The following is a 20,322-nucleotide window of genomic DNA, read 5'->3' on the forward strand; positions in this document are numbered from 1 at the left end:
GGTATATCTGCCCTGCCTGCCGGGAGCAGGAAAAAGACAATCTTATGGAGGAGAAGTATCATGAACGCTAAGGTATCTAAGCTGATCAACGAGCAGATCAATAAGGAGTTCTACTCCGCCTATCTGTATCTGGACTTTGCCAACTACTACGCCGCCGTCGGACTGGACGGCTTTGAGAACTGGTACCGGGTACAGGCGCAGGAGGAACGGGATCACGCCATGCTGTTTTATCAGTATTTGCAGAATAACGGCGAGGGCGTCACCTTTGAGGCTATCGCAAAGCCGGAGTGGGAGCGAGGCGACCACATGACCCCGCTGAAAAAGGCACTGGAGCATGAGAAGCTGGTCACCGCCAGCATCGATGCCATCTACGCCGCCGCATACGAGGTCAGGGACTTCCGCGCCATGCAGATGCTGGACTGGTTCATCAAGGAACAGGGCGAGGAAGAGAAGAACGCCGCCGACCTCATCACCAAGATGGAGCTGTTCGGCGGTGACAGCAAGGGACTGTATATGCTCAACAGCGAGTTGAAGGCACGGGTCTACACCGCACCCTCGCTGGTGCTATAAGCCCCGCGCGTCTGCGGGCTTTCGCATCAGACAAAAGGCAGACTGCATACAGGTGGCCTGCCTTTTCTTCCATCAGGCAGTTAGAGGAGACTAACTGTGTATAAAACAGAAAGGAATTTGGAGCTTGAACAAGGAAAAGGAGATCGAAACTGTTACCCTCATGGTGCGCCGGTATTGTTGGTGCGTGCATGGGACAAGGGGCGAGGCGCTTGGCCGATACTCCCTACCGCAGTTCTTTTTCCTGCGGAGCCACTCAGGCCTCCCGGGTATGACAAACATAACAATGTCAGGTGTGCCGTGCTCTTGGACTCCGGCGTGTTTTCCCGGTCTTGCAGTTAGCGACCGTTCCTTGTTGATGACCGCGGAGGCACATGGCCATCCCACACAATTGATTCTATGACGGAGCTCTATCACTTCACGCTTTCGCATTACGGCCTTCCTGCTCTCTGTCCTACGCTTAAACGTCATTGTTGGCCTTTGACGCTCCAAGGACTCGATACTGGTGGCTTGCCAAGCCTTACCAGGCCGGATTCCCACCGGCTATATGCTTGCCACCGAACCGGCGCACACCCCCGTTTCTTTCATTATATCAGAATATCAGAAGCGGGGGTGATTTTGTAGTTTTTTGACAGCCTTCCTTGAGTCTTACTTTGCAAGTACAACGGAAATTTTGATCTCCTTTTCCGCCTCGCTCAGGTCGAACGCGCCGCCGTCCGCGACGCTCACACGCAGCTCATACAGTGTGCCGTCGGCCAGGGTATCCACGCCAGTCCCGGCTTCATCCGTGATCGTCCACAGCTCTTTGCTGACCTCCGCCAGCTTTCCGTCTGCACCGTAGGCATAGAGCTTCAAATCAGCGGCGCTTCCGGAAAGATTGTTCATCCGGAACGAGACCGTCGTGTTGGGATGAACATTTTCGACCGTCACAGTATTGCACCAGCTCGCGACCGTACCTTCGCCGCCGGCCTGCTCAAACTGTTCCTGTGTCAGTACGTTCCGCGCGGCCTTATCGAGATCGACCTCTCGGTACGGCATTTCGGGCAGATAGACGAAGCGATCCTGTAATCTGAGCAGCTCCAGATAGCCCGTCGGGCAGTAGAGCGCGTTGCCGCTGTTTCCGGCATACATAGATGCAGTCGGCGTTGGCTACGGTGGACAGGCGGTGTGCGATCATCAGCACGGTTTTGCCCTTGGCAAGCCGGGCAAAGGCTGCCTGCACCTTAGCTTCATTGTCCGGGTCGGCAAAAGCGGTGGCCTCGTCCAGAATCAGGATGGGCGCATTTTTCAGCATGGCGCGGGCAATGGCAATGCGCTGCTGCTCGCCGCCGGACAGATACACGCCCTTGGTGCCGATAACGGTATGGATGCCCGCCGGGAACTTCTCCACGATATCCATGCACTGTGCAGCTTTCAGTGCTGCCAGCACCTCGGCTTCGGTGGCCTGCGGTCTGCCCAGACGGACATTATCCAGAATGCTGCCCTTGAGCAGGCGGCTGTTCTGGAACACAAAGGAGATAGTATCCATCAGCTCTTCCTTGGGGATTGCCCGCACTTCCGCTCCGCCTACTCGGACGCTGCCGCTCTGCACATCAAAGAACCGGCAGACAAGGTTTGCCAGCGTAGATTTTCCGCCGCCGGAGGGACCTACAAAAGCCACAGTCTGTCCCGGCTGAATCTCCAGCGAAACGCCCCTGATAACATCCGTCTTGCCGTCATAGCTGAAATGCACATTCTGCAGCGCGACAGAAGCATCCTGCGGGTGCTGCGGAACAGCCTGAACCTGCATGGGTGCTGCCTCCAGCACCGAGTCGATGCGTGCCAGCGCATCCGCTACCACCATCTTGCTCTCGCTCATGTACATCATGCGGGTCAAAGTCAGGGAGATCACCGGCGTGATGATAATATAGAACAACGGGTTCAGCAGAAATACCGGGGTCACGCCGTGTATCGTGAACAGCAGCCCGCCTGCAATCAGAAAGGCGAACACGCCGTTGACGGCGGCGGTGTAGAACATCATGGGCAGGCGCAGGTCTTTGGTGTAGGAGACGACCCACTTTTCGTACTCATCAATGGCGGTCTTGAATTTTTTGAAGGAAAACACACTCTGCCCGAAGGTTTTGACCACCGGAATGCCCCGGACGTATTCCACTGCCTCGTTGGACATGGCCTCCAAGGCATTGCCGTACTGCCGCATTTTTTCGACCATCCGCTTGCCGGTCATGGTCGCCATAATGAGGAAAGCCAGCACTACCGGCGCAAGGCTCAGCAGCCCCAGCCTCCAGTCGAACGCCAACAGCAGCACCAGCAGCCCCACCGGGGTGGCGATGGCGTTGTACTGGTCGGGCAGCTGGTGGGCAAGATAGGTCTCGGCGGCTCCGGTGCTCTCGTGGATAATCTTGCGCAGCTTACCGCTGCCGAAGTTCTCGGCAAAGCCCAGCGGCAGCAGTGCCAGATGCTCCGACACTGCCAGCCGCAGATTGGTCGCCACCCGAAACGCCGACAGATGGGAGCACATCAGCGCTGCAATATAAATAAGGTAAGACAGCACCGCGAATAGCACTGCCATCCAGCCGTAATGAGGAATGTTCACCGCCTGCGCATAATCCGGCGCAGCGGCCAGTACATCCCGCAGAATCATCCAGATATAGAGGAACGGCACCAGCGCCGTCAGCGCGCTGATGGCGGAAAGCACCCAGGAGGCATAGGTAAAAACCCGATACCTGCCCGCATAGCCCATCAGGCGGGAAAAGTCAGATTGTTTTTTCAATAAAATCACATCCTTACCGATAAGCGCGCCTGCGCACCCGTCTGAATCAAGCGGGTGCGCAGGCACCGTTTATTCTGCCGCAGATAAATTTTCCGTGGTAAAAAGCTCAATGACATTTTCCATGGTTGCCTGATCGTAATCCTCCGCAATCGCGGCGGCATTCCAATAGGCATAATTGCCCTCGAACCAGCTTTGAAGATCACTCAGATCCTCCGCATAGCGAAACTCCAGATGATAGGTGGTTTCCATGGTGTCGGGCGAGAAGGCAAAATAGGTAAACTGGCCGGAATTTTCATCCTCGCTCTGATAGAAGATGAAGCCGTTTTCGTTCTCCTCATCCAGCAACTTATAGGTGTGGGAGAAAACCTCCTGTCCCTGCGCGTCCAGACCGGTGATCGTGTGACCGTCCATCACAAACTTGTCCACGCCGCCCAGAAAATAGCAGTTAAACGCCATGCTGTCCGGGTCTGCCGCGTATTTTTCCGCCGCCTCCGGGCCGTAAGGCTCCGCCATGCACATTCCCAGCAGCATATCCGTGGCAGTCTCCGCGTTCTCCGCGCCTGCCAGCGGCGTGGTGGCATCGATCCAGATATTCCGATACTCGGATTTTGACAGCTCCGGGAACAGCTCCACATACGTGCCGCTGATGGTGGTCAGATAATCGTCGGTCACCGCGCTCTGGTCAGTCGGCGGCGTCTGTTCATCCGTTTTCGCCTGGCCGCAGCCGGCAGCCGACAGCAGGCAGATCACGCAAAGCACAAAAGCAGCAAATTTCTTTTTCATACAGTACCTCCTAAAACTCTTTGGTTAGCTTCCTCTAACCGCCGGGTATTCTAACACGCTTTGCGTTTTTAAACTACTCCGTTTTGTTTTTGATGCTCCGTTTTACCGCATTCTTTTTATCGGCACGATAGCGGGACGGTGTCTTGCCGTACCGCTTTTTGAAGCTCTCTGAAAATTTGCTGGCGTTGTCATAGCCTGCTTGCTGCGCGATCTCCGTAACAGACTTCCCGCTGCGAACCAGCTCCACTGCCGCCTGCTCCAGGCGGTATTCCTTGATATATCGGTAGATCGGCACGCCATAGACCTGCTTGAAGAGCTTTTGCAGATGCGATACCGATATCTCATGCTCCGCCGCAAGGCTGGCGAGGGATATGTATCCCTCCCGGTTTGTCAGCAAGTGATCCCGGAGATGGTGCGCAAGAACCGTCTGCTCGGACGAGCAATATAACCCCGCCGTATTCTCCTGTGGAATACGCCCAAGCAGCATCAGAAGTTCCAGCGTCTTGAGCTGCAAAAAGCCGGGATCTTCATAGAACGCACTTTCGTAAAGCTCCCGGAATACATGCTCACAGCGCGGCCCCGCAGCGCCGACCATATACCATTTACAGCCCAGAAGATTTTGCTTCCATGCGGCAAAAACCACTGAAAACGCAGGTGCGTTCTGCTTTATCCAATTTCCCGCGGCGGCCGGTTCGATCTCCAGACAGATTCCCTCGTAGTAGCTCAGCGGAAAGCAGGACGCCGAACTGCTTCCGTGAAAGCCATCGTAGCAACTGACCGCCATGTCGCCCGGCTTCAGAAGAACACGATCCCGCATGGAAAAGCTGGTTTCAAACCGTCCGTTCACGCAGAAATTGACTTCCAGCCTCCCGATCTGTGTCCGAATTTCTGTATACGCCTCCATTTCCAGCCGCAGCAGCATGATTCCCACGCCGTCAAACAGCCGGTAGTAGTGGATTTCTCCGTTACCATCCGCATGTTCAAAACCATCTATTTGTCCGGGGAAGCCGGAAACCACACCCGTTTTGTCATGAAAAAAGATGTCAATCATATTGTTTATTCAATCAAATCTCTGCAATCTGCATTTGTTGCCCTGCTCCTCGACCGCACAAATTTAAGCAACGAACCCCGCAGGGAGCGCAGCTCTGACCAGCCGGTCGCTTTTTTACCGCAGATAGCTCCCACATTCTGCTTCCAGCGTTTTCCAGACCGGATACTTTGCGCCGGTCACGTCAAAAAATGCTTTCATGTCCCGATTCAGTGCGCTCATTTCGTCCACCGCGTTCATGGCATGGTCGGACGCACAGATTTTCCCTAAAGCCGTTGCACACATGAGCTTAAAAAAGCGAAAGCAGGTCTTGCGGTATGCTGCATCCTCAAATTCCTTGTCTGCATCCGGCAGAATCTCGTGACCGGCGTTTCGGATTGCCCGGTAACCCTCGATATTCGCATCGATCAGGCGATTCAGATAAGCGTTGTCCCTTTTCAGCTTTTTCAGGTCGCCGTCGGTCTTGTAGCAGGCAAAAACCGCCGGGAGCACAAACGCAGCGTGGCACAGGAGATAGTCCTCCATGTTCGGCTCGTAGGTGACCTTATACTTCGTGCCTGCAAAGATTTCCTGAACCAGCGCTTCCTGCGACGGCGCATTCCGCAGCGGCCCGATGGTAGTCTTGCGAAGGTCTACCGAGGCCACATAATTGCTTTCTCTGTGTCCGGCGGCGCTGGTAAAGGCAAACAGCACGTTCTTCTCCAGCAAAAGCGCTGCCGTTTCCGAGGCGCGCACATTGTTGCCCACAAAGATCATCGTTTTCGCCAGGCTTGCCCGCAGAGTTTCGAGAATTGTTTCGATCTGCGTGTACCGCACAGCCACAAAAATTACATCATAGTCGTCTCCCGGCAAAAGCTCCGCTGCCACCGGAATGGGGCTGACTGCCGTGCGGCGGGAAAGTGTATTTTTGATCCGCAGCCCGTTTCGCCGAATCTCATCTGCCCATGGGCCTCTTGCCAGCAGCGTGACATCCTTTCCTGCGCGGAACAGATTGTTCGCCAGATTACACCCCAGAACGCCGGCGCCGAATACCAAAAACTTCATGGCCACTTTCTCCTTTTCCTTATCGGTTTCTGCGATACCCTGCCGCATCGCGGTATTCGGGATGGTCGTTTAAGTACGGGTCTTTGTCGCCGCAGATGGTATAGTCGCACCTGCAGCCGTCCACGCAGGTGGTTTTCCGGACAAGCCTTGCGTGAAGCAACTCCATGGACGCAAAGTCCACATTGCACAGGGCGGGCATGATGTCCGTCAGACCGTGCTTGATGGCAAACTCCGCCGCCGGGCAGGCGGTGAACTCATAATAGATAGGTTTATCTTTGTCATAGGGCGCAACGTGCATCTCGTAATCGTGCCACTTGGCGCACTGCTTTTCGGCGTTCTGAAAGGCCCAATACATCAGCCTCTTAAAAAACGGTTTGTGGCAGTCCACAAATCGGGAGAGCTTGCGGAAGGTAGGCAGAATCAGGTTTTCCTCGATCTCTTCGATCTCCCGGAAGGAGACAACATCCCGGCACACGGCATAATAGCTCATGATAGCGATGCAGTCGTAAGTGCCGCCCGCGCCGTTGTGAAAGTTTTTCTTCCCGCCCAAGTCCGTCCGCCAGTCCGAGAGAAATTCCACATACTGCCGCTGCACCCGCTCCCAGACGGCCTCGCGCTGCGCTTCCGGATAATGCAGGGCAATCTTCGATTGAATCTGCTTTTTGCAGGCTTTGGAATACAGCACATGGCAGCTGCGATTGAATTGCAGTTTGTTGTCTCTCATCGCTTCTCCTTTTGCAGGCTGCACTGGTGCGCCGCCTGCACCTCTTTTGAAAACTCCCGCGGGTGTTCGCCCGCCAGTGTGCCGTGACCCATATTGGGAAAAACCTTGTAGGTAAAGGCATAGCCCTTGTCCTGCCACGCTCTGACATGTTTCGCCAGCTTCTTTTCCGTCGAGCTTGCAATGCCGTGCCAGATGTACATGTCCGTGCGCTTGAAAAGATCAAAATTCCGGTGCCGCCCGATCATGTACTTGTCCTGATTGACCCAGCTCTGCCAGGTGGCGTCTTTGTAGACGATGCGGTCGAAGGATTCCTCCGTGCGGCCCATCATCTTGCAGACGAGCTTCTTCCGGATGGGGCCTGCCTTCCCGATGAGCCAATAGGAAAAGCCGGTCAGGAAGAATATGTAGAGGTTCTGCAAAACCGGGCTTTTGATGTCGGCGTAGTCCATGGTGGGCATACCGTTAGCAATGGTAGTCGTGATGGTCAGCCGCTTATCGGCCAGCACGTCCATGAGGACGAATGTTCCGTAGGACACGCCGTAGAGAATGTCAATCTTCCCGCCGTAGCGCTCCACGATATAATCGCCCAGCCGCCTTGCCTCATCCGGCACGGACCGGAACTGCGTCTCCGGCTCATCGGGATTGAAGCCGTCGTAGGCCACCAGCACCACATGGTAGGTTTTCGCCATCTCCTCTGCCACCGGCAGTGCGCCGCGATAGCACACCCCGCCGCCATGAAGCATGACCATCAGCTCCGGATGCTCCTGCCCGAACTCAAAGTATTTCATGCTCTGTCCTCTTGCAGCCGTTTCTTCTTATACCCGCAGTCGCAGTAAGGGCCGCCGGAGGCCAGCGTGTACTGCCGCACAAAATTCGTCACGCCGTCGGCGTCGCTCATGGCGTAGTCCAGATGGCACATGGCGGGGGTCAGGTCAAAAAGCCCCAGCTCTTCCATCAGCACACAGATGCCGCATTTGGTAAAGCGTCCCTCATAACCGCTGCCGTCGGGATACTCGTAAAAGTCCATGTTCCACGAGTAGGGGTTGCGGTCAGCCGCCTTCCGGGCGGCGGTGGCTTTCATGGCGGCAATGTCCTTTGCGATAAACTTGCTTTTTCCGCTCTTGCGGCAGAACCACTTCATCAGCGGCGTCATCTGGGCATTCTCATAGTATACCGTCAGCACCTCCGTATCCGGCCGCTTCGGCATACAGAGGACGAACGCCCCCAACATGGCGCAGCCAATGATGTTCATGCTGAACCGATCACCTTTTTCAAATTCGGGCAGCTTTGCGATGATCTCACGGTACTTCGGCTTGGCCTTTTCCGTGATCTTACGTGCGGTGTCCGGGTCATAGCCCAGTACCGCCGTCAGCTGCTTTTGAAAGGAGCCAGCAAACAGCACCCACATGGCCATGGGCATTCCCGTCCAACGCATCTCACTTTGCTCCTTTCCATTCCGCTAACACCCGGCACATCCGTTTCTCGATGTCTATCCGGGTCTGGCGGCATTCCTTCGGATATTTTTTTGCTGCCTGAAACGCAAACTTCACAAATAGACCGGAGCCAATCGGCAGCATGATTTTCAGCATTCCCTCCGGGAAAACGAAGTGGGTGCCGTGGGCATAAACCATCGTCTCAATCTCGCATTCATGCGGTTTTTCGGCAAGGCGCTTTTCCATCCGGCGGATATACTTTGCGGTGTCCCACAGCGCATCGTCCTCCGCGCCGATCAGCAGCAGCTTTCCCCGGATGTTTTCAACGGGAATATATTCCTCCGGCTCGATCGGATGAGCTGTCTCGGAATCGTCAAACAGCTTGCGGGAGTTGACCATATCGCCGGTGCGCTTGCTCTCGGCGGCGACGCAGTGCCAATAATCGGGATGCTGATAGCAAAACGGCATATAGGGCAGCGGCTTGCCCCGGTAGGAGAACAGCGACTCGTCCTCGACCGGCCACTCCTTGCAGCCGTCCCTTTTGCCCTGCAGAAAGCCCTGCCACACAAAGTCGCTGGGTGTCATGGCAATGGTCAGGGTGATATCCGGGAACATGGCAGCCGCTGTCAGCGCAAGCGTTCCGGTGGTCGATGCACCGGCAATGCCGATCTTTCTGTTACCGTTAGCTTTCAGCCATGAAATTGCCGTCTCCACACGCTCAAGCGGGTAATTATGATGTCCGTAATCTTTTTTCGCGGGCGACATTGTGAGCACGTTTACACCGTACCCGCAAAGCCATTTCACTGCCGAGCGCGCAAGCCGATCCTCCGGATCGTCACCAATCATCGCAACGACCGCGCAGTCCGATCCGCCGGCACACGCCCAGTACGCGCCGTAAAAGCCGGCGGTTCCCACATCAAAGTGCAGGTGCTTCATTGTTTCCCTCCAAATCCGATCTTTATGATCTGCATGTTCATCATCCCGTCGCCGACTTGGGCAAGAAAGCGGAAAAAGCCGCTGACTGACGGGTCTTTCAGATCGTTGTAGCCCAGCATATAGCCCCGGCTGGAGACCCGCAAACTGCTGTCCCACGCGCCGATCTCGCTTTTCGCGTCCGAAACGGCAAAGTATGCGCCCACATCCTTGATCTCGGCATCCTTCAGCCATGTTTTCAGCATCAGTTTCACCGCCTTTTCGTTGGCGGCGTCAAACACAAGTACGCCGCCTTGAAAGGCGTCTGCCATGGCCCGTACCAGTATCCTCACCTGTTCTTTCAGGAAATAGTAGAACACGCCGGACGCAAAGAACACCGCGCCGCCGGAGGCGTCGATTTTGTCAAGCCACGCTGTGTCGTTCAGGTCGCAGGGAATGTTCGTTTCCCGCTCTCCGGCGGGAAGCAGCTGATTCCGCACCGCGATGACATCCGGAAAGTCCAGATTGTAGATTTTGCAGTGTCCGTTGTCGCAGGCGCGGCCGGTGCAGTCCAGCCCACAGCCGAGGTTTACCACTGCTGCCGTGGGGTGCGTTTTCAGATAATCCCGCACCTCGTAGGCAAGGTCGTTCTGCCGCATGGCGACCTCAAGGAAGCCGAAGCGCTGCATCAAATTGCGGGATTTTTTCTCCAAGGCGGAAAAATCATAGTCGACCGCGTTTACCAGCCGCCGCGCCGCCTCATCCCGGTACAAATTGGGGTACAGCTCGGAGCACATTTTCCGTGCGTACAGCGGAATGATCAGCGTCTCCTGCACCGTGTTCTTTTCAATTTTATAGCGCACAGTCATCCTCCTTTATCGCCCCACAGCCTGAAGATACCCGGCCCTCGCCACTTCCTCCGTATCGTCTGATTCATCATAAGCGTCATAAGGCGCGGTGGGGTCGGGAACCCGCTTTTTGAACGGTGAGCAAAGCTTGTCCTTATGGGCAAAGGCGAACTCGAAGTTGTCCGTCCAGCCGGTGTGACCGGTGAGAAACAGCGGGCGCAATCCGCGGCTTTGCAGCTTCTGCTCCAGCGCCGCCAGCGACTTCACCGCCAGTTTGTTGTCCTCTGCCAGAGAGGAAATGAAACTGTAGCCGCCGTCCGCGCCGAACCAGATAGTATCGCCGGTGAAGAGATATTTGTCGTCAATGAGATAGACCATATGCCCCCATGTATGGCCGGGGACGAGAAAGCACTCAATTTTGATGCCGTCAATCTCGAAAGTCTCGCCGTCATGCAGCAGCACCTTTTCGTTGTTAATTGTGACCTGCGGCAATTTATAGAGATGGTATATGACTTTTCGCCGCACCTCGCCGGTGAGATACCGGTTTTCAATCTCGCCGATATAGAACTTTGCGCTCCGGAACAAACCGAGGCTGTCTGCCTCCACCGCGCCCACGTGGTCGGTGTCCTGATGAGTGATGAGGATGTGCCGGATGGACTGCGGGTCGATGCCCAGCCAGCCCATTTTTTCTGCCAGCCGGTCGTAGTTGTACCCGGCATCGATCATGATGGTGGTGTCGCCCTTGCGGTAGAAGAAGATGTTCGCCACCCACTCCCGCACGCAGGCCACATGCTCGTCCACCCAGCCGGTGTTCAGGGGCTTGAAGATCTCCTTGCCGCGGTACATCTTGCTCATTTCCTTTTTTTGAAACTCGGTCGCTTTCTTTGACATATTATCGCTCCCCATTTTGATTTTCGGCAGTTAAACCATGCAATACTTTTCAGGTTTCCTACGCGCACTTCCTCATATTCATGCGCAGGATGGGTGCAAAAATGCTCATGCTTGATCTCCTTATTTCCGTGCCGTGATGCACAGCCAGCTTTTCTTTTTGTGTATCTGCACCTCGTAAAAGCCCACCTGCTCCAGATATGCCTTCAGCTCGACATCCTTGTATATGGTCATACCGCCGATAATCTCCGTCCACTTCTCATCCTTGTCCGTGTCGCCACTGCTCTCATTGCAGATGAGAAAGGTTCCGCCGGGTTTCAGCACCCGGCAGACCTCCCGAAAGCACTGCGGCAGATCAGGCCAGAAGTAGACCGTTTCAAAGGCCGTGACCGCATCAAACCAGTCATCTGCGAAGATCATATCCGCCACACTGCCTTGCAGGACGGCACAGCGCCCCTCAGCGATGGCGGTCTCGTTGACCTTTTTCGTCTTCTCCACGCTGACGGGCGAATAGTCGATGCCCTTCACGATACCCTGCGGGCATTTTTTCAGCAGCCTTTTCATGTTCGCACCGCCACCGCAGCCGCAGTCCAGCACCTTGGCATCCGGCGCAGCATTCAGAAATTGAAGCCCCCAGCGCGCCACAGGGCTGTGACCCAAATTCATCATGGCGACCATGAGCTTCCCGCCGATACCCACAGGTTTGCGGGTGTTTTCAAAGAATGACATCTTCTACAACTCCTTTTCCAGAACGATGATCTTATTGGAAATATTCCGCACGGCGGGCAGCCTGTCCAGCAGCTTGTAAACTGGCGCAAATGCCGCCATGCCCTCGGTTAAGCTGTGTTCCTCCACAAAGCGAAAATCCGACAGCAGTTCGGCAAGTGTTTTCCCATTCTTGATTCCCCAGTTGAATTTTGCGTTGCTTGCGTCAATGGATTTCTCCTTGAAGTGCCGCACTATCGTAGGATTCATGGTTTCCACAAAGACTGTGGCGTTGGAAAACCGGCTGGAAATCACCGTGAAAATACGCTGTATGTTCCTCTCGGAAAGGTACATGGTCAGTCCCTCAATGACGATCAGCACCGGCACATTCTGCTCGCTGATTTCGCTGCCCCAATCTTCCATGGCGGACATGGTAATCTGCGAAATCGTGCCGCTTTCCGGCAGAAGCTTTTCCCGCACCGCCATCGTTTCCGGCAGGTCGAGGTTATACCAATGTGCGTAACCCGACATCCGGTAGCAGCGGGTATCCAGCCCGCAGGCGATGTTGACCACCACCGCGCCGGGGTGCGACGCAAGCCATTCCTTCGTCATCCGGTCGAGCACGATGGTTCGGGCAATGACGCCGCTGCGCATGGCCGTATCCTTGTCCGCAAGGGAAAAATCGTAGTCCAGCTTCTCGATGATTTCCTCCGCTTTTGCATCGTGAATCGCGCCGCGTCCCCGGCTCTCCTTCGCCCTTGCGTAAATGGTTTGCAGCATAGTCTCCGGCACGCCAGAGAGTTTGATCTTTTCTCTCATATCATCTTTCCTCCGCTTGCATAGTCAGAAATTTTTCCGCATACCGGCAGAATTTTTCCGGGTGTACCATCACCAGCTCCGCATGGGCCATCTTGGGGATGCCATGGATGCGCGCCTTAGGAAAATAGCGCTTGATGAACCGGATATCTCGCCTGCGATCCTTCTTTTCGTCGTCGCCGTACCAGTAGGTGATTTTCGCACCGATTTTAGCGGAGCGCTTCGGAAGCGCATAGTTGTTGGCAGACCAGAATACATTGCGGATCGTCCGATCGGAAAAGGTTTTGAGATAGGCTTCCATGGCGTCGTACTCCTTTTTGGGGTCGTGCCCTGTGGGGGTAAATCGTTCCGGCGGAAAAGCCGCTTCCAGAATCTTTCTGTTGTTTGCCGCCATTTTGAAGGACAGCACGTCCCGCGCCAGCAGCAGTCTTCGCACCAGCCAGGGCACCTGGTAGGGCGTGATTCCGCCATCAATGATGGCTCGGTCAATCGGGAACAGCCCCAGCGCCAGCAGGCGGGTCAGGCACGCCCCACCCATAGAGCAGCCATAGGCCGCATCCAGTCGGGAGACGCCGCGGCTTTTCAGATATTCCGTCACTTCATCCACAGTCTGCTCCACGGAGGTGAAATCCCCGGGATACTCCGGCTGATGGCCGTCATACACCACCTGAAAAACATGCCATCTCTGAGAAAGCAGCGTGATCGTGTCGGCAAAAGCCCATACAGGCTCTGCCGTGCAGGGGAAAAACAGCAGCGTCCGCTCCTGCGCCTGCCCGTGTTCCAATATCTGCATGGCTCACCCCTCCGATTTCACGCACTCTGCGTAGGTCAGCGGGAACGAGGTTTTCAGCACGGTGCTTTTCCGCACCGTCCAGCCGTTTTCCCGCAGGAACGAAAGGTAATCTGCACTCGTCCATTTGCTGTGCAGCGGAAAGCCCGCCAGCTTCATGAAAAATGCTTTGACCTTTCCACGAAAGTCATTACCGGCATGAGTAAAGGTCGGTGCGACCAGTATCCCGTCCTCTTTCAGCACCCGGCGAATTTCGGAGAGAGCCTTCTCCGGCTCCGGCACGATATGCAGCGCATTGGCCACGATGACCACGTCAAAGCTTTCGTCGGCATAAGGCAGGTGGAACATATCCTGCACCGAAAAATAGAGCTTCGTAGATTTTACGCCCTGTTTTGCCTGCTCAATCATCTCTTGGGATGCGTCGGTAGCTTCAATATGGTCAGCAGAGCGGACGATATTTTTGGCGATCAGCCCCGTGCCGGTCGCCAGTTCCAGCACGGTTTTGTGCCGCACCACGGGGCGCAGCAGCTCGTACAGCCGCTCGTAAGCCGCTGCGTCCTTGCGCATGAAGCGGTCGTACCGCCCTGCGTTTTTATCCCAGAAATTTTGACTGTTTCTCATGATTTCGCCCTCACAACGAGATGTTAAACTCCTCTAACTCACACAGATGACACAAGCGAGTTAGGGTAAGCTAACTGTATTCCTTTTGAAAAGCCGCATCACTGCGGCTTTTCCGCTTATGCAAATAGCTCCTGACAGGCGCCCCGCACCAGCGTTTCCAGCACCTGCGGATAGAGTACCCCAATCTGCTCCTGATGGGAGACGGTTAAAATCAAGCCCCGCACTGTGGCGGCAGCCAGCGCCATACCGCCCTTGGGCTGCAGGCCGCCCATCTCCAGCAGGGTACGGATGTGCGTCTCGTCATCGTGGTAGTGGGCGGTCTTCACTTCTTCCGGCAGTCGGTGCAGAAGAAAATCTGCGTCATTTTCGATGAACACAAAGGCTTTTGTCCTGGAGAGCCAACGGCAGGCCGCCAGGATCGCCGCTGCCGCGCGGTCGGTAGGCAATAAGGCTGTATTTTCCTGCAAAGACTTCTGCGCCGCTGCGAAACACTCTGTATGGATATCCTCCAGCACGGCGAAAAACAGCAGCTCCTTGGAATCAAAGAATTTATAAAACGATCCCTTGGAAATACCGACGGAATTTGTCAGCTGCTCCACTGAGGTTTTCCGCATCCCTATGGTAATGCCGCAGCGCTGGGCCTCCCGGATCAGGTCATTGCGGATCTGTTCATTCTGTTCGTCTGTAAAAGCCACTGCGCACACTCCTTGGATTTATGACCGCATTTATCATTTCAGTCAAATTGTAGCACGATCCGAAGATGTTGTCAACGGCGTCGTTTTGCTTTCCATCATGATCAAATCAGATCCAGCCTTTCCATCTCAAACGGCACAACCACCGATTTCAGCAATCTCGCCTTCGGCAATGCTGTGGTTGCGCTGGGCAATGGTCAGCAGTTCATCCGCAGATACGCTTTCATCCTTGTATCCGCTTTGGACGGCAAACTCGGAAATGACTTCTGCGCGGTTTTTGCCGAATTGTTATAGATCGCGCCAATCTGCCGCACGTGCCGATACTCCGCAAGGCTGGCAAAGGAACCGGCTTCGACCATCATGCGGCAGAACAGCGGCCCGTCCCGGACATAGTGTTTCGCGTATTTCAGGAACTCCGTTTCCTGCTCCGGGTCGAGCCTCGGCAGACAGTACAGCAGCATTTGCAGAACTTCCAGCTTGTAGTCCAGAAAGCGCGCCGGATCGTAACGGTCAATGCCATTGCGGGTGAGAAAGCGGTAAATCGCGCTGTTCAGACGCTTTTCAGCGTGGTGCAGGAAGAAGCAGAAGCACAGCAACTCAGAGAAAACGAGCGGCTGTGCTTTTCTGTTCTATCCAATTACGCCCGTGTCCTGCGGAGGTGGTCAGGCGGCAGCTTGCCCATCAGGAGCTGGAAGTGACTCTTGCCCTTTACCTTGCTGGGCTCCAGCAGATCCTGCACCAGCTTGAAGACAGAGACGATGTGCCGGCGCTCCTGTGGGTGCTCCTCATCCGGCGGCAGAAACTCCGCCAGCATCAGGATGACCGAAGTGAGCAATCCCTCCGCCGCATCATAGAAAAAGGCATTCTGTCCGCGGTTGCTGTCATCGCCATCGGGGTTGACAATGGTTTTATTATACTCCTTCACAGATGCTTTCAAGATGAAATTTCCAAAAAGAAATGAGGTGACGCTTGTATGCGTCACCTCATAACGATTGATTTGGTTGATTTTTAGAGGGTTAGGTTTATCCAAATTAGTATAACACTTTTATTTTCTGTATTTTGAGGGAGTAAATCCATAATACCTTTTGAATATTTCAATCAATCTACTGGGGTTGGAGTATCCAACAATTCTTGAAATTTCCGCAATGGTGAGGTCGGTCTGAATAAGCATATGCTCGGCTACAGAGATCCTTTTCCTCTGAATGTATTCAGTAATGGACATATTATAAACTGACTTAAATAGCTTTTTCATTTTGCTTTCACTCATACATGCAATGGTGGAAAGCGTCTGCAACGTAATATTAAAACTGTAATGTTCGTCCATGTAATGCGTTAGTTCATCTAATGCCTGCAAATCTGTTTTGTTAATGGGCTGGCCATTCTCTTCATTTAGTCTGTTTTCTTTCAAATATGAAGCAAGATAAGAGATGATTTCATATATTTTTGCTTCTACTGTAATTCTGGATGCTTTCATGGAAAGCAGATACTCATATAGGCTTTGCATAGCATGATTAACATTTGGTAAATAGAATTTCCCTTTTTCTTTGAAAAAATCAGAAAAGTTCACTTCAAGATCACCGGAAATTTCCTGGAGATACTGTTCAATAAATTCCTGGTCAACCTGCACGGTAATACATCTTAATGGAATCTGAGGATGATAAATAGCTTTATACTTTTCAGATGGTTCATAGCAGCGCAATGTATTCGGAGAAATATTTTGATACGGATAGAATTCATCTCCTGCGCCACTAATATAGAGAGCAAGTACATAACCAGACCCAATATGTTCTCCGACCATAGTTTCCTGGTTAAATCTTATATCTGTCGCTGTAATGATGAAATCGTGGTGAACCTCACTCGTCCATTGAAATCCGGTTCCATATTTTGGGTTGATCTTATAATATGTTCCGTACTCTATTGGATTCTTTATCAATTCAACAAAGAAATCATCTCGTTTAACTTCTATCATTGGCTCCTCCCAAAGATACCTCGTTTAGATTTATTAATACCTTGTTTAGACTTTATATCTGTTTTGCCCTTTACAGTTAGCTACAACTAATTATAATGAAAGAGTTGATGTATGTCAAACCGTTTTTAAGCAAAAAGAGGTGTATATTTGAAGTCAATGCGCAGTTTGTATAAAAAACTATTTCATTATGTCCCAGATAAAAGAATTTGGGCATATTTCTCCATGGCGCTATCTGCCGCTGCCGTCTGCTCATATATGGGAGCATATTGGCTTCTGTGGCAGTCCATTGTGTCTATTCTGGTTATTCCCGTATATGAGAAGGCTATGTATGACGCAATTATTGTAGTCATACTTATGATTTTACGAGGCATTCTCAACATTGCATCGGCAACGTGTTCCCACTACTTAGGCTTCCGGCTTGAAACAAACTTAAGGAAAAATGGGCTTCATAAATTATTGGATGCCTCTTCTTCCTTTTTTGACCATAACAGCTCTGGAGAGATTCGAAGAATTATTGATGATAACGCAGCAGAAACACACAAAACAGTGGCCCATTTGATTCCGGACAACGTCACTGCTGTTATGACGCCGGTGTTAATGTTTGTGCTGATGTTTGCAATAGACTATCGCCTTGGTATTCTCCTGATCCTTACAACTGTGATTGGTGTTCTTCAGTATCGTAAAATGTCCGGTGGTACTGAATTTCTGTCTGGCTATTCAGCGGCGCTTCAAAAAATGAGTGCGGCAACAGTAGAATATGTCAGAGGAATGCAGATCATAAAAATCTTCGGTGTAACTGTACAGTATTACAAAACTCTGATTAACTCGATCAAAGAGTACAAACAGTACGTCTATCAGTATAGCCTCAGCTGTAAGAATCCCTACGTCGGATTCCAGGTTCTGTTCAACGTGTTTTATGCTTTTGCTGTACCAGCCGCAGTTGTATTCATCAGCTATGGAGAACCTGCTATGCTAATCCTGGCAAAGATTGTTTTCTTTGCTGTGTTCTCCGGAGCTGTATTTACTTCTTTCACATCGATCATGTTTACGGGGCAGGATAACTTTGGCGCACAAAATACGCTGAATCGGCTTGATGAGCTGACTACTTCTATGGATCAGGCAAAGCTTCCACATGGAAACGAAGAGACCTTCCAAGATTTCAATATTGAATTTCGTCATGTTGACTTTAAGTATGATGACAACTTCGTGCTGAAGGATTTCAGCCTGACACTTCATCAGAATAAAACTTATGCGCTCATCGGGTCTTCCGGGGGAGGAAAATCTACCATTGCAAAGCTGATTTCAGGGTTTTATCCTGTCGATGGCGGCGAAATTCTGATTGGTGGAAAGAACATTCAGAGTTATTCTGAAAAAGCTCTCATTCAGAACATCGCATTTGTTTTCCAGCGCAGTCAATTACTAAAGACCTCAATTTACGAAAATGTCCGAATCGGAAATCCTCAGGCAACACGGCAGCAGATTATGGATGCACTTGACGCAGCGAACTGCACATCCATCCTTGACAAATTCCCCCAGCGGGAGATGACCGTCATAGGGGCAAAGGGCGTATACCTTTCCGGTGGTGAGGTGCAAAGGATCGCCATTGCAAGGGCTATTCTAAAGAATGCGAATATCGTCATTATGGATGAGGCTTCTGCAGCTGCAGATCCGGAAAATGAATACGAGTTGCAGCAGGCTTTCCAAAAACTGATGAGGGGCAAAACAGTTATCATGATTGCACACAGGCTGTCCTCTATTCAGAATGTAGACCAGATCCTGTTTGTCCAGAATGGAAAAGTTGTGGAACAGGGAACCCACAATGAACTGATGGCCTGCAATGGACGTTATAAGGATTTTCAGGATGTATACTGCAAGGCAAATCAGTGGAGGTTGGCATGATGAAGACATATCTAAAAAGAGCCTTCCAGCTGAGTGATTCGGGTGTGAAGGGCCTTGCAAAATCAATCTGGTCATTCTTTCTCTATTATGTTTCTTTTGTACCGCCGATGATCTGTGTTTTTCTATTTGCAGACAGGCTGTTGAATGGAAATACCGGGAAACCGGTGGTATATCTCCTGTTTATGCTGGCAGCGACCCTGGTGATGTACTTAGTTATTAACTATAACTATAAAACGACCTATGATGAAACTTACCAGGAATCTGCAAATTTAAGAATTGATCTGGCGGAACAGCTTTCCAAACTGCCCCTATCCTATTTTTCAAAGCACAATTTGTCTGACCTTGCTCAAACAATCATGGCAGATGTGGCTTCGATTGAGCATGCTTTTGCGAACGCAGTGGCTAATTCCATAGGGTTTGCAATTTACTTTTTGGTTATCAGCGTAGCCCTTCTGATCATGAATTGGAAATTAGGTCTCTGTGTATTGCTTCCCGTTCTTACTTCTGCTTCGGTTCTTTTCCTGACAAAGAAACTGCAGGTCAGAGATGTAAATAAACATTATGATAAGTTGAGAGATATTTCCGAAAGCTTTCAGAATGCAATCGAACTGAATCAGGAAATTAAAAGCTATGGGTTGAAAGAAAAAGTAGAAGCTCAAATGGACCAGCAGTTGGATGAGTCAGAAAATCTTCAATGGAAAGCTCAGATCACCCAGACGATTCCTGTTACAATCGGCCAGACTTTATCTATTCTTCCTATTGGAATCACGGCGACTGTTGGCCTTTCAATGCTCGCCTCCGGTCAGGTAAGTATCCTGATTCTTCTGGGCTATATTATTATGGCGGCGAAACTCAGCGGGGCCATGGGTGGTGTTTTGCTCTATCTGACGGAAATCTTTTATTTGGACGCAAGAATTGCCCGGATTGGTGAAATCAAGAATCATGAACTTCAGGGCGGAGAAAAGGCAGTCCTTTCAGATTTCAATGTAGAAATAAAGGATGTTTGTTTTTCCTACCAGAAAGACACCCAGGTGATTCGCCATGCATCCTTTACGGCGGAGCAAGGACAGATAACCGCATTGGTCGGTCCCAGCGGCTGCGGAAAAACAACAATGCTTAAGCTCATCAGCAGACTATATGATGCAGATTCCGGTACCGTTCAGATCGGAGGAACCGACATACGAGAAATTCACACTGATAGCTTGTTCAAGTATGTTTCCATTGTTTTTCAGGAAGTCATTCTATTTAATACTTCTATTATGGAAAATATTCGCCTTGGGCGGCTGGATGCTTCTGACGAAGAAGTAATACGAGCTGCAAAACTGGCTGGTTGCAATGAGTTTGTCAGCCGTCTGCCAGACACCTACCAGACAATAATCGGGGAAAATGGAGCCAAACTCTCCGGCGGAGAACGTCAGCGGCTGTCCATTGCCAGAGCAATCCTGAAGGATGCTCCAATTATCATTCTGGATGAGATTGCTGCATCGTTAGATGTGGAAACAGAAGTCCAGATACAGACTGGATTAAATCATTTGATTCAAGGCAAGACCGTGATTGTTATTTCACACAGACTGATGTCTATTGAAAATGCAGATAAGATCGTCGTTATGAAAGCAGGTACGGTAGAAGCCTGTGGAAAACATGCTCATCTGCTGAAACAGTCGCCCACATATAGAAAGATGATTGAAAAGTCCAATCTGGCAGAGAAATTTAACTACTAAGCAGGTTACCCTTCAGATGCAGACCGCACTGAAGGGTAACATAAAGGCATTTGGTTAACTATGTCTAACTGATTTCTGATGTGAGGAGGTGC

At 51.9% G+C, this 20,322-nt stretch carries 22 protein-coding genes; 3 read left to right on the top strand and 19 right to left on the bottom strand.

The window, feature by feature from the left end; all coding sequences use genetic code 11:
• The first annotated feature begins 60 nt into the window (after window positions 1-60).
• A complete protein-coding gene (locus LKD37_RS11735) occupies window positions 61-570 on the top strand; it encodes a ferritin (protein ID WP_306414471.1) in 510 nt (169 codons plus the stop codon).
• Window positions 571-1,215: 645 nt separating this feature from the next.
• Here LKD37_RS11735 and LKD37_RS11740 read toward each other — a convergent pair.
• The 19 genes from LKD37_RS11740 to LKD37_RS11830 form a co-directional block, all read right to left on the bottom strand.
• On the bottom strand, window positions 1,216-1,452 hold the full coding sequence (locus LKD37_RS11740; protein WP_302929388.1) for a hypothetical protein: 237 nt from the start codon (window positions 1,450-1,452) through the stop codon (window positions 1,216-1,218).
• A gap of 124 nt (window positions 1,453-1,576) precedes the next feature.
• Window positions 1,577-3,337 (bottom strand): ABC transporter ATP-binding protein, encoded by a 1,761-nt coding sequence (locus LKD37_RS11745; RefSeq protein ID WP_302929389.1) that lies wholly within the window; start codon window positions 3,335-3,337, stop codon window positions 1,577-1,579.
• A 69-nt stretch (window positions 3,338-3,406) separates the two neighbouring features.
• Complete coding sequence (locus LKD37_RS11750) at window positions 3,407-4,120, bottom strand: LptM family lipoprotein (RefSeq protein ID WP_302929390.1); 714 nt, start codon at window positions 4,118-4,120, stop codon at window positions 3,407-3,409.
• A 73-nt stretch (window positions 4,121-4,193) separates the two neighbouring features.
• Window positions 4,194-5,171 (bottom strand): helix-turn-helix transcriptional regulator, encoded by a 978-nt coding sequence (locus tag LKD37_RS11755; protein ID WP_302929391.1) that lies wholly within the window; start codon window positions 5,169-5,171, stop codon window positions 4,194-4,196.
• A gap of 114 nt (window positions 5,172-5,285) precedes the next feature.
• Entirely contained in the window at window positions 5,286-6,212 is a 927-nt protein-coding gene (locus LKD37_RS11760) for a ketopantoate reductase family protein (RefSeq protein WP_302929392.1), read from the bottom strand.
• Window positions 6,213-6,231: 19 nt separating this feature from the next.
• Window positions 6,232-6,936 carry an L-2-amino-thiazoline-4-carboxylic acid hydrolase gene (locus tag LKD37_RS11765; protein ID WP_302929393.1) on the bottom strand — a complete coding sequence of 235 codons (705 nt, stop codon included), beginning with the start codon at window positions 6,934-6,936 and terminating at the stop codon, window positions 6,232-6,234.
• The gene (locus LKD37_RS11770; RefSeq protein WP_302929394.1) at window positions 6,933-7,724 is read right to left on the bottom strand and encodes an alpha/beta hydrolase; all 792 of its coding nucleotides are present in this window, start codon (window positions 7,722-7,724) and stop codon (window positions 6,933-6,935) included. The genes LKD37_RS11765 and LKD37_RS11770 overlap by 4 nt, the downstream gene beginning before the upstream one ends.
• Complete coding sequence (locus LKD37_RS11775) at window positions 7,721-8,371, bottom strand: L-2-amino-thiazoline-4-carboxylic acid hydrolase (protein ID WP_302929395.1); 651 nt, start codon at window positions 8,369-8,371, stop codon at window positions 7,721-7,723. Before LKD37_RS11775 ends, LKD37_RS11770 begins: the two co-directional genes overlap by 4 nt.
• A gap of 1 nt (window position 8,372) precedes the next feature.
• Window positions 8,373-9,305 carry an acyl-CoA thioester hydrolase/BAAT C-terminal domain-containing protein gene (locus LKD37_RS11780; RefSeq protein ID WP_302929396.1) on the bottom strand — a complete coding sequence of 311 codons (933 nt, stop codon included), beginning with the start codon at window positions 9,303-9,305 and terminating at the stop codon, window positions 8,373-8,375.
• Window positions 9,302-10,144: a class I SAM-dependent methyltransferase gene (locus LKD37_RS11785; RefSeq protein ID WP_302929397.1), complete on the bottom strand. Its 843-nt coding sequence runs from the start codon at window positions 10,142-10,144 to the stop codon at window positions 9,302-9,304. The genes LKD37_RS11780 and LKD37_RS11785 overlap by 4 nt, the downstream gene beginning before the upstream one ends.
• Before the next feature lie 12 nt (window positions 10,145-10,156).
• Complete coding sequence (locus LKD37_RS11790; RefSeq protein ID WP_302929398.1) at window positions 10,157-11,020, bottom strand: MBL fold metallo-hydrolase; 864 nt, start codon at window positions 11,018-11,020, stop codon at window positions 10,157-10,159.
• 120 nt (window positions 11,021-11,140) lie between these two features.
• Entirely contained in the window at window positions 11,141-11,746 is a 606-nt protein-coding gene (locus tag LKD37_RS11795) for a class I SAM-dependent methyltransferase (RefSeq protein ID WP_302929399.1), read from the bottom strand.
• A 3-nt stretch (window positions 11,747-11,749) separates the two neighbouring features.
• A complete protein-coding gene (locus tag LKD37_RS11800) occupies window positions 11,750-12,541 on the bottom strand; it encodes a class I SAM-dependent methyltransferase (RefSeq protein WP_302929400.1) in 792 nt (263 codons plus the stop codon).
• A gap of 1 nt (window position 12,542) precedes the next feature.
• The gene (locus LKD37_RS11805; RefSeq protein ID WP_302929401.1) at window positions 12,543-13,331 is read right to left on the bottom strand and encodes an alpha/beta fold hydrolase; all 789 of its coding nucleotides are present in this window, start codon (window positions 13,329-13,331) and stop codon (window positions 12,543-12,545) included.
• A gap of 3 nt (window positions 13,332-13,334) precedes the next feature.
• Window positions 13,335-13,949 carry a class I SAM-dependent methyltransferase gene (locus LKD37_RS11810; protein ID WP_302929402.1) on the bottom strand — a complete coding sequence of 205 codons (615 nt, stop codon included), beginning with the start codon at window positions 13,947-13,949 and terminating at the stop codon, window positions 13,335-13,337.
• Window positions 13,950-14,065: 116 nt separating this feature from the next.
• Entirely contained in the window at window positions 14,066-14,644 is a 579-nt protein-coding gene (locus tag LKD37_RS11815; RefSeq protein ID WP_302929403.1) for a TetR/AcrR family transcriptional regulator, read from the bottom strand.
• Window positions 14,645-14,838: 194 nt separating this feature from the next.
• Entirely contained in the window at window positions 14,839-15,237 is a 399-nt protein-coding gene (locus LKD37_RS11820) for a hypothetical protein (protein WP_302929404.1), read from the bottom strand.
• 41 nt (window positions 15,238-15,278) lie between these two features.
• Window positions 15,279-15,578 carry a hypothetical protein gene (locus LKD37_RS11825; protein ID WP_370686870.1) on the bottom strand — a complete coding sequence of 100 codons (300 nt, stop codon included), beginning with the start codon at window positions 15,576-15,578 and terminating at the stop codon, window positions 15,279-15,281.
• 108 nt (window positions 15,579-15,686) lie between these two features.
• Window positions 15,687-16,610 (bottom strand): helix-turn-helix domain-containing protein, encoded by a 924-nt coding sequence (locus tag LKD37_RS11830; RefSeq protein ID WP_302929405.1) that lies wholly within the window; start codon window positions 16,608-16,610, stop codon window positions 15,687-15,689.
• 156 nt (window positions 16,611-16,766) lie between these two features.
• Here LKD37_RS11830 and LKD37_RS11835 point away from each other — a divergent pair, with 156 nt between their 5' ends.
• Together LKD37_RS11835 and LKD37_RS11840 are read left to right on the top strand one after the other, a co-directional pair.
• Window positions 16,767-18,509, top strand: coding sequence for an ABC transporter ATP-binding protein (locus tag LKD37_RS11835; RefSeq protein ID WP_302929412.1), 1,743 nt, complete (start codon window positions 16,767-16,769; stop codon window positions 18,507-18,509).
• Window positions 18,506-20,230, top strand: a complete 1,725-nt coding sequence (locus LKD37_RS11840) for an ABC transporter ATP-binding protein (RefSeq protein WP_349048701.1) — start codon at window positions 18,506-18,508, stop codon at window positions 20,228-20,230. Before LKD37_RS11835 ends, LKD37_RS11840 begins: the two co-directional genes overlap by 4 nt.
• Window positions 20,231-20,322 lie beyond the last annotated feature (92 nt).

It is taken from the genome of Brotocaccenecus cirricatena (assembly GCF_020687045.1).
GTDB classification, from domain to species: Bacteria; Bacillota; Clostridia; order Oscillospirales; family Oscillospiraceae; genus Vescimonas; species Vescimonas cirricatena.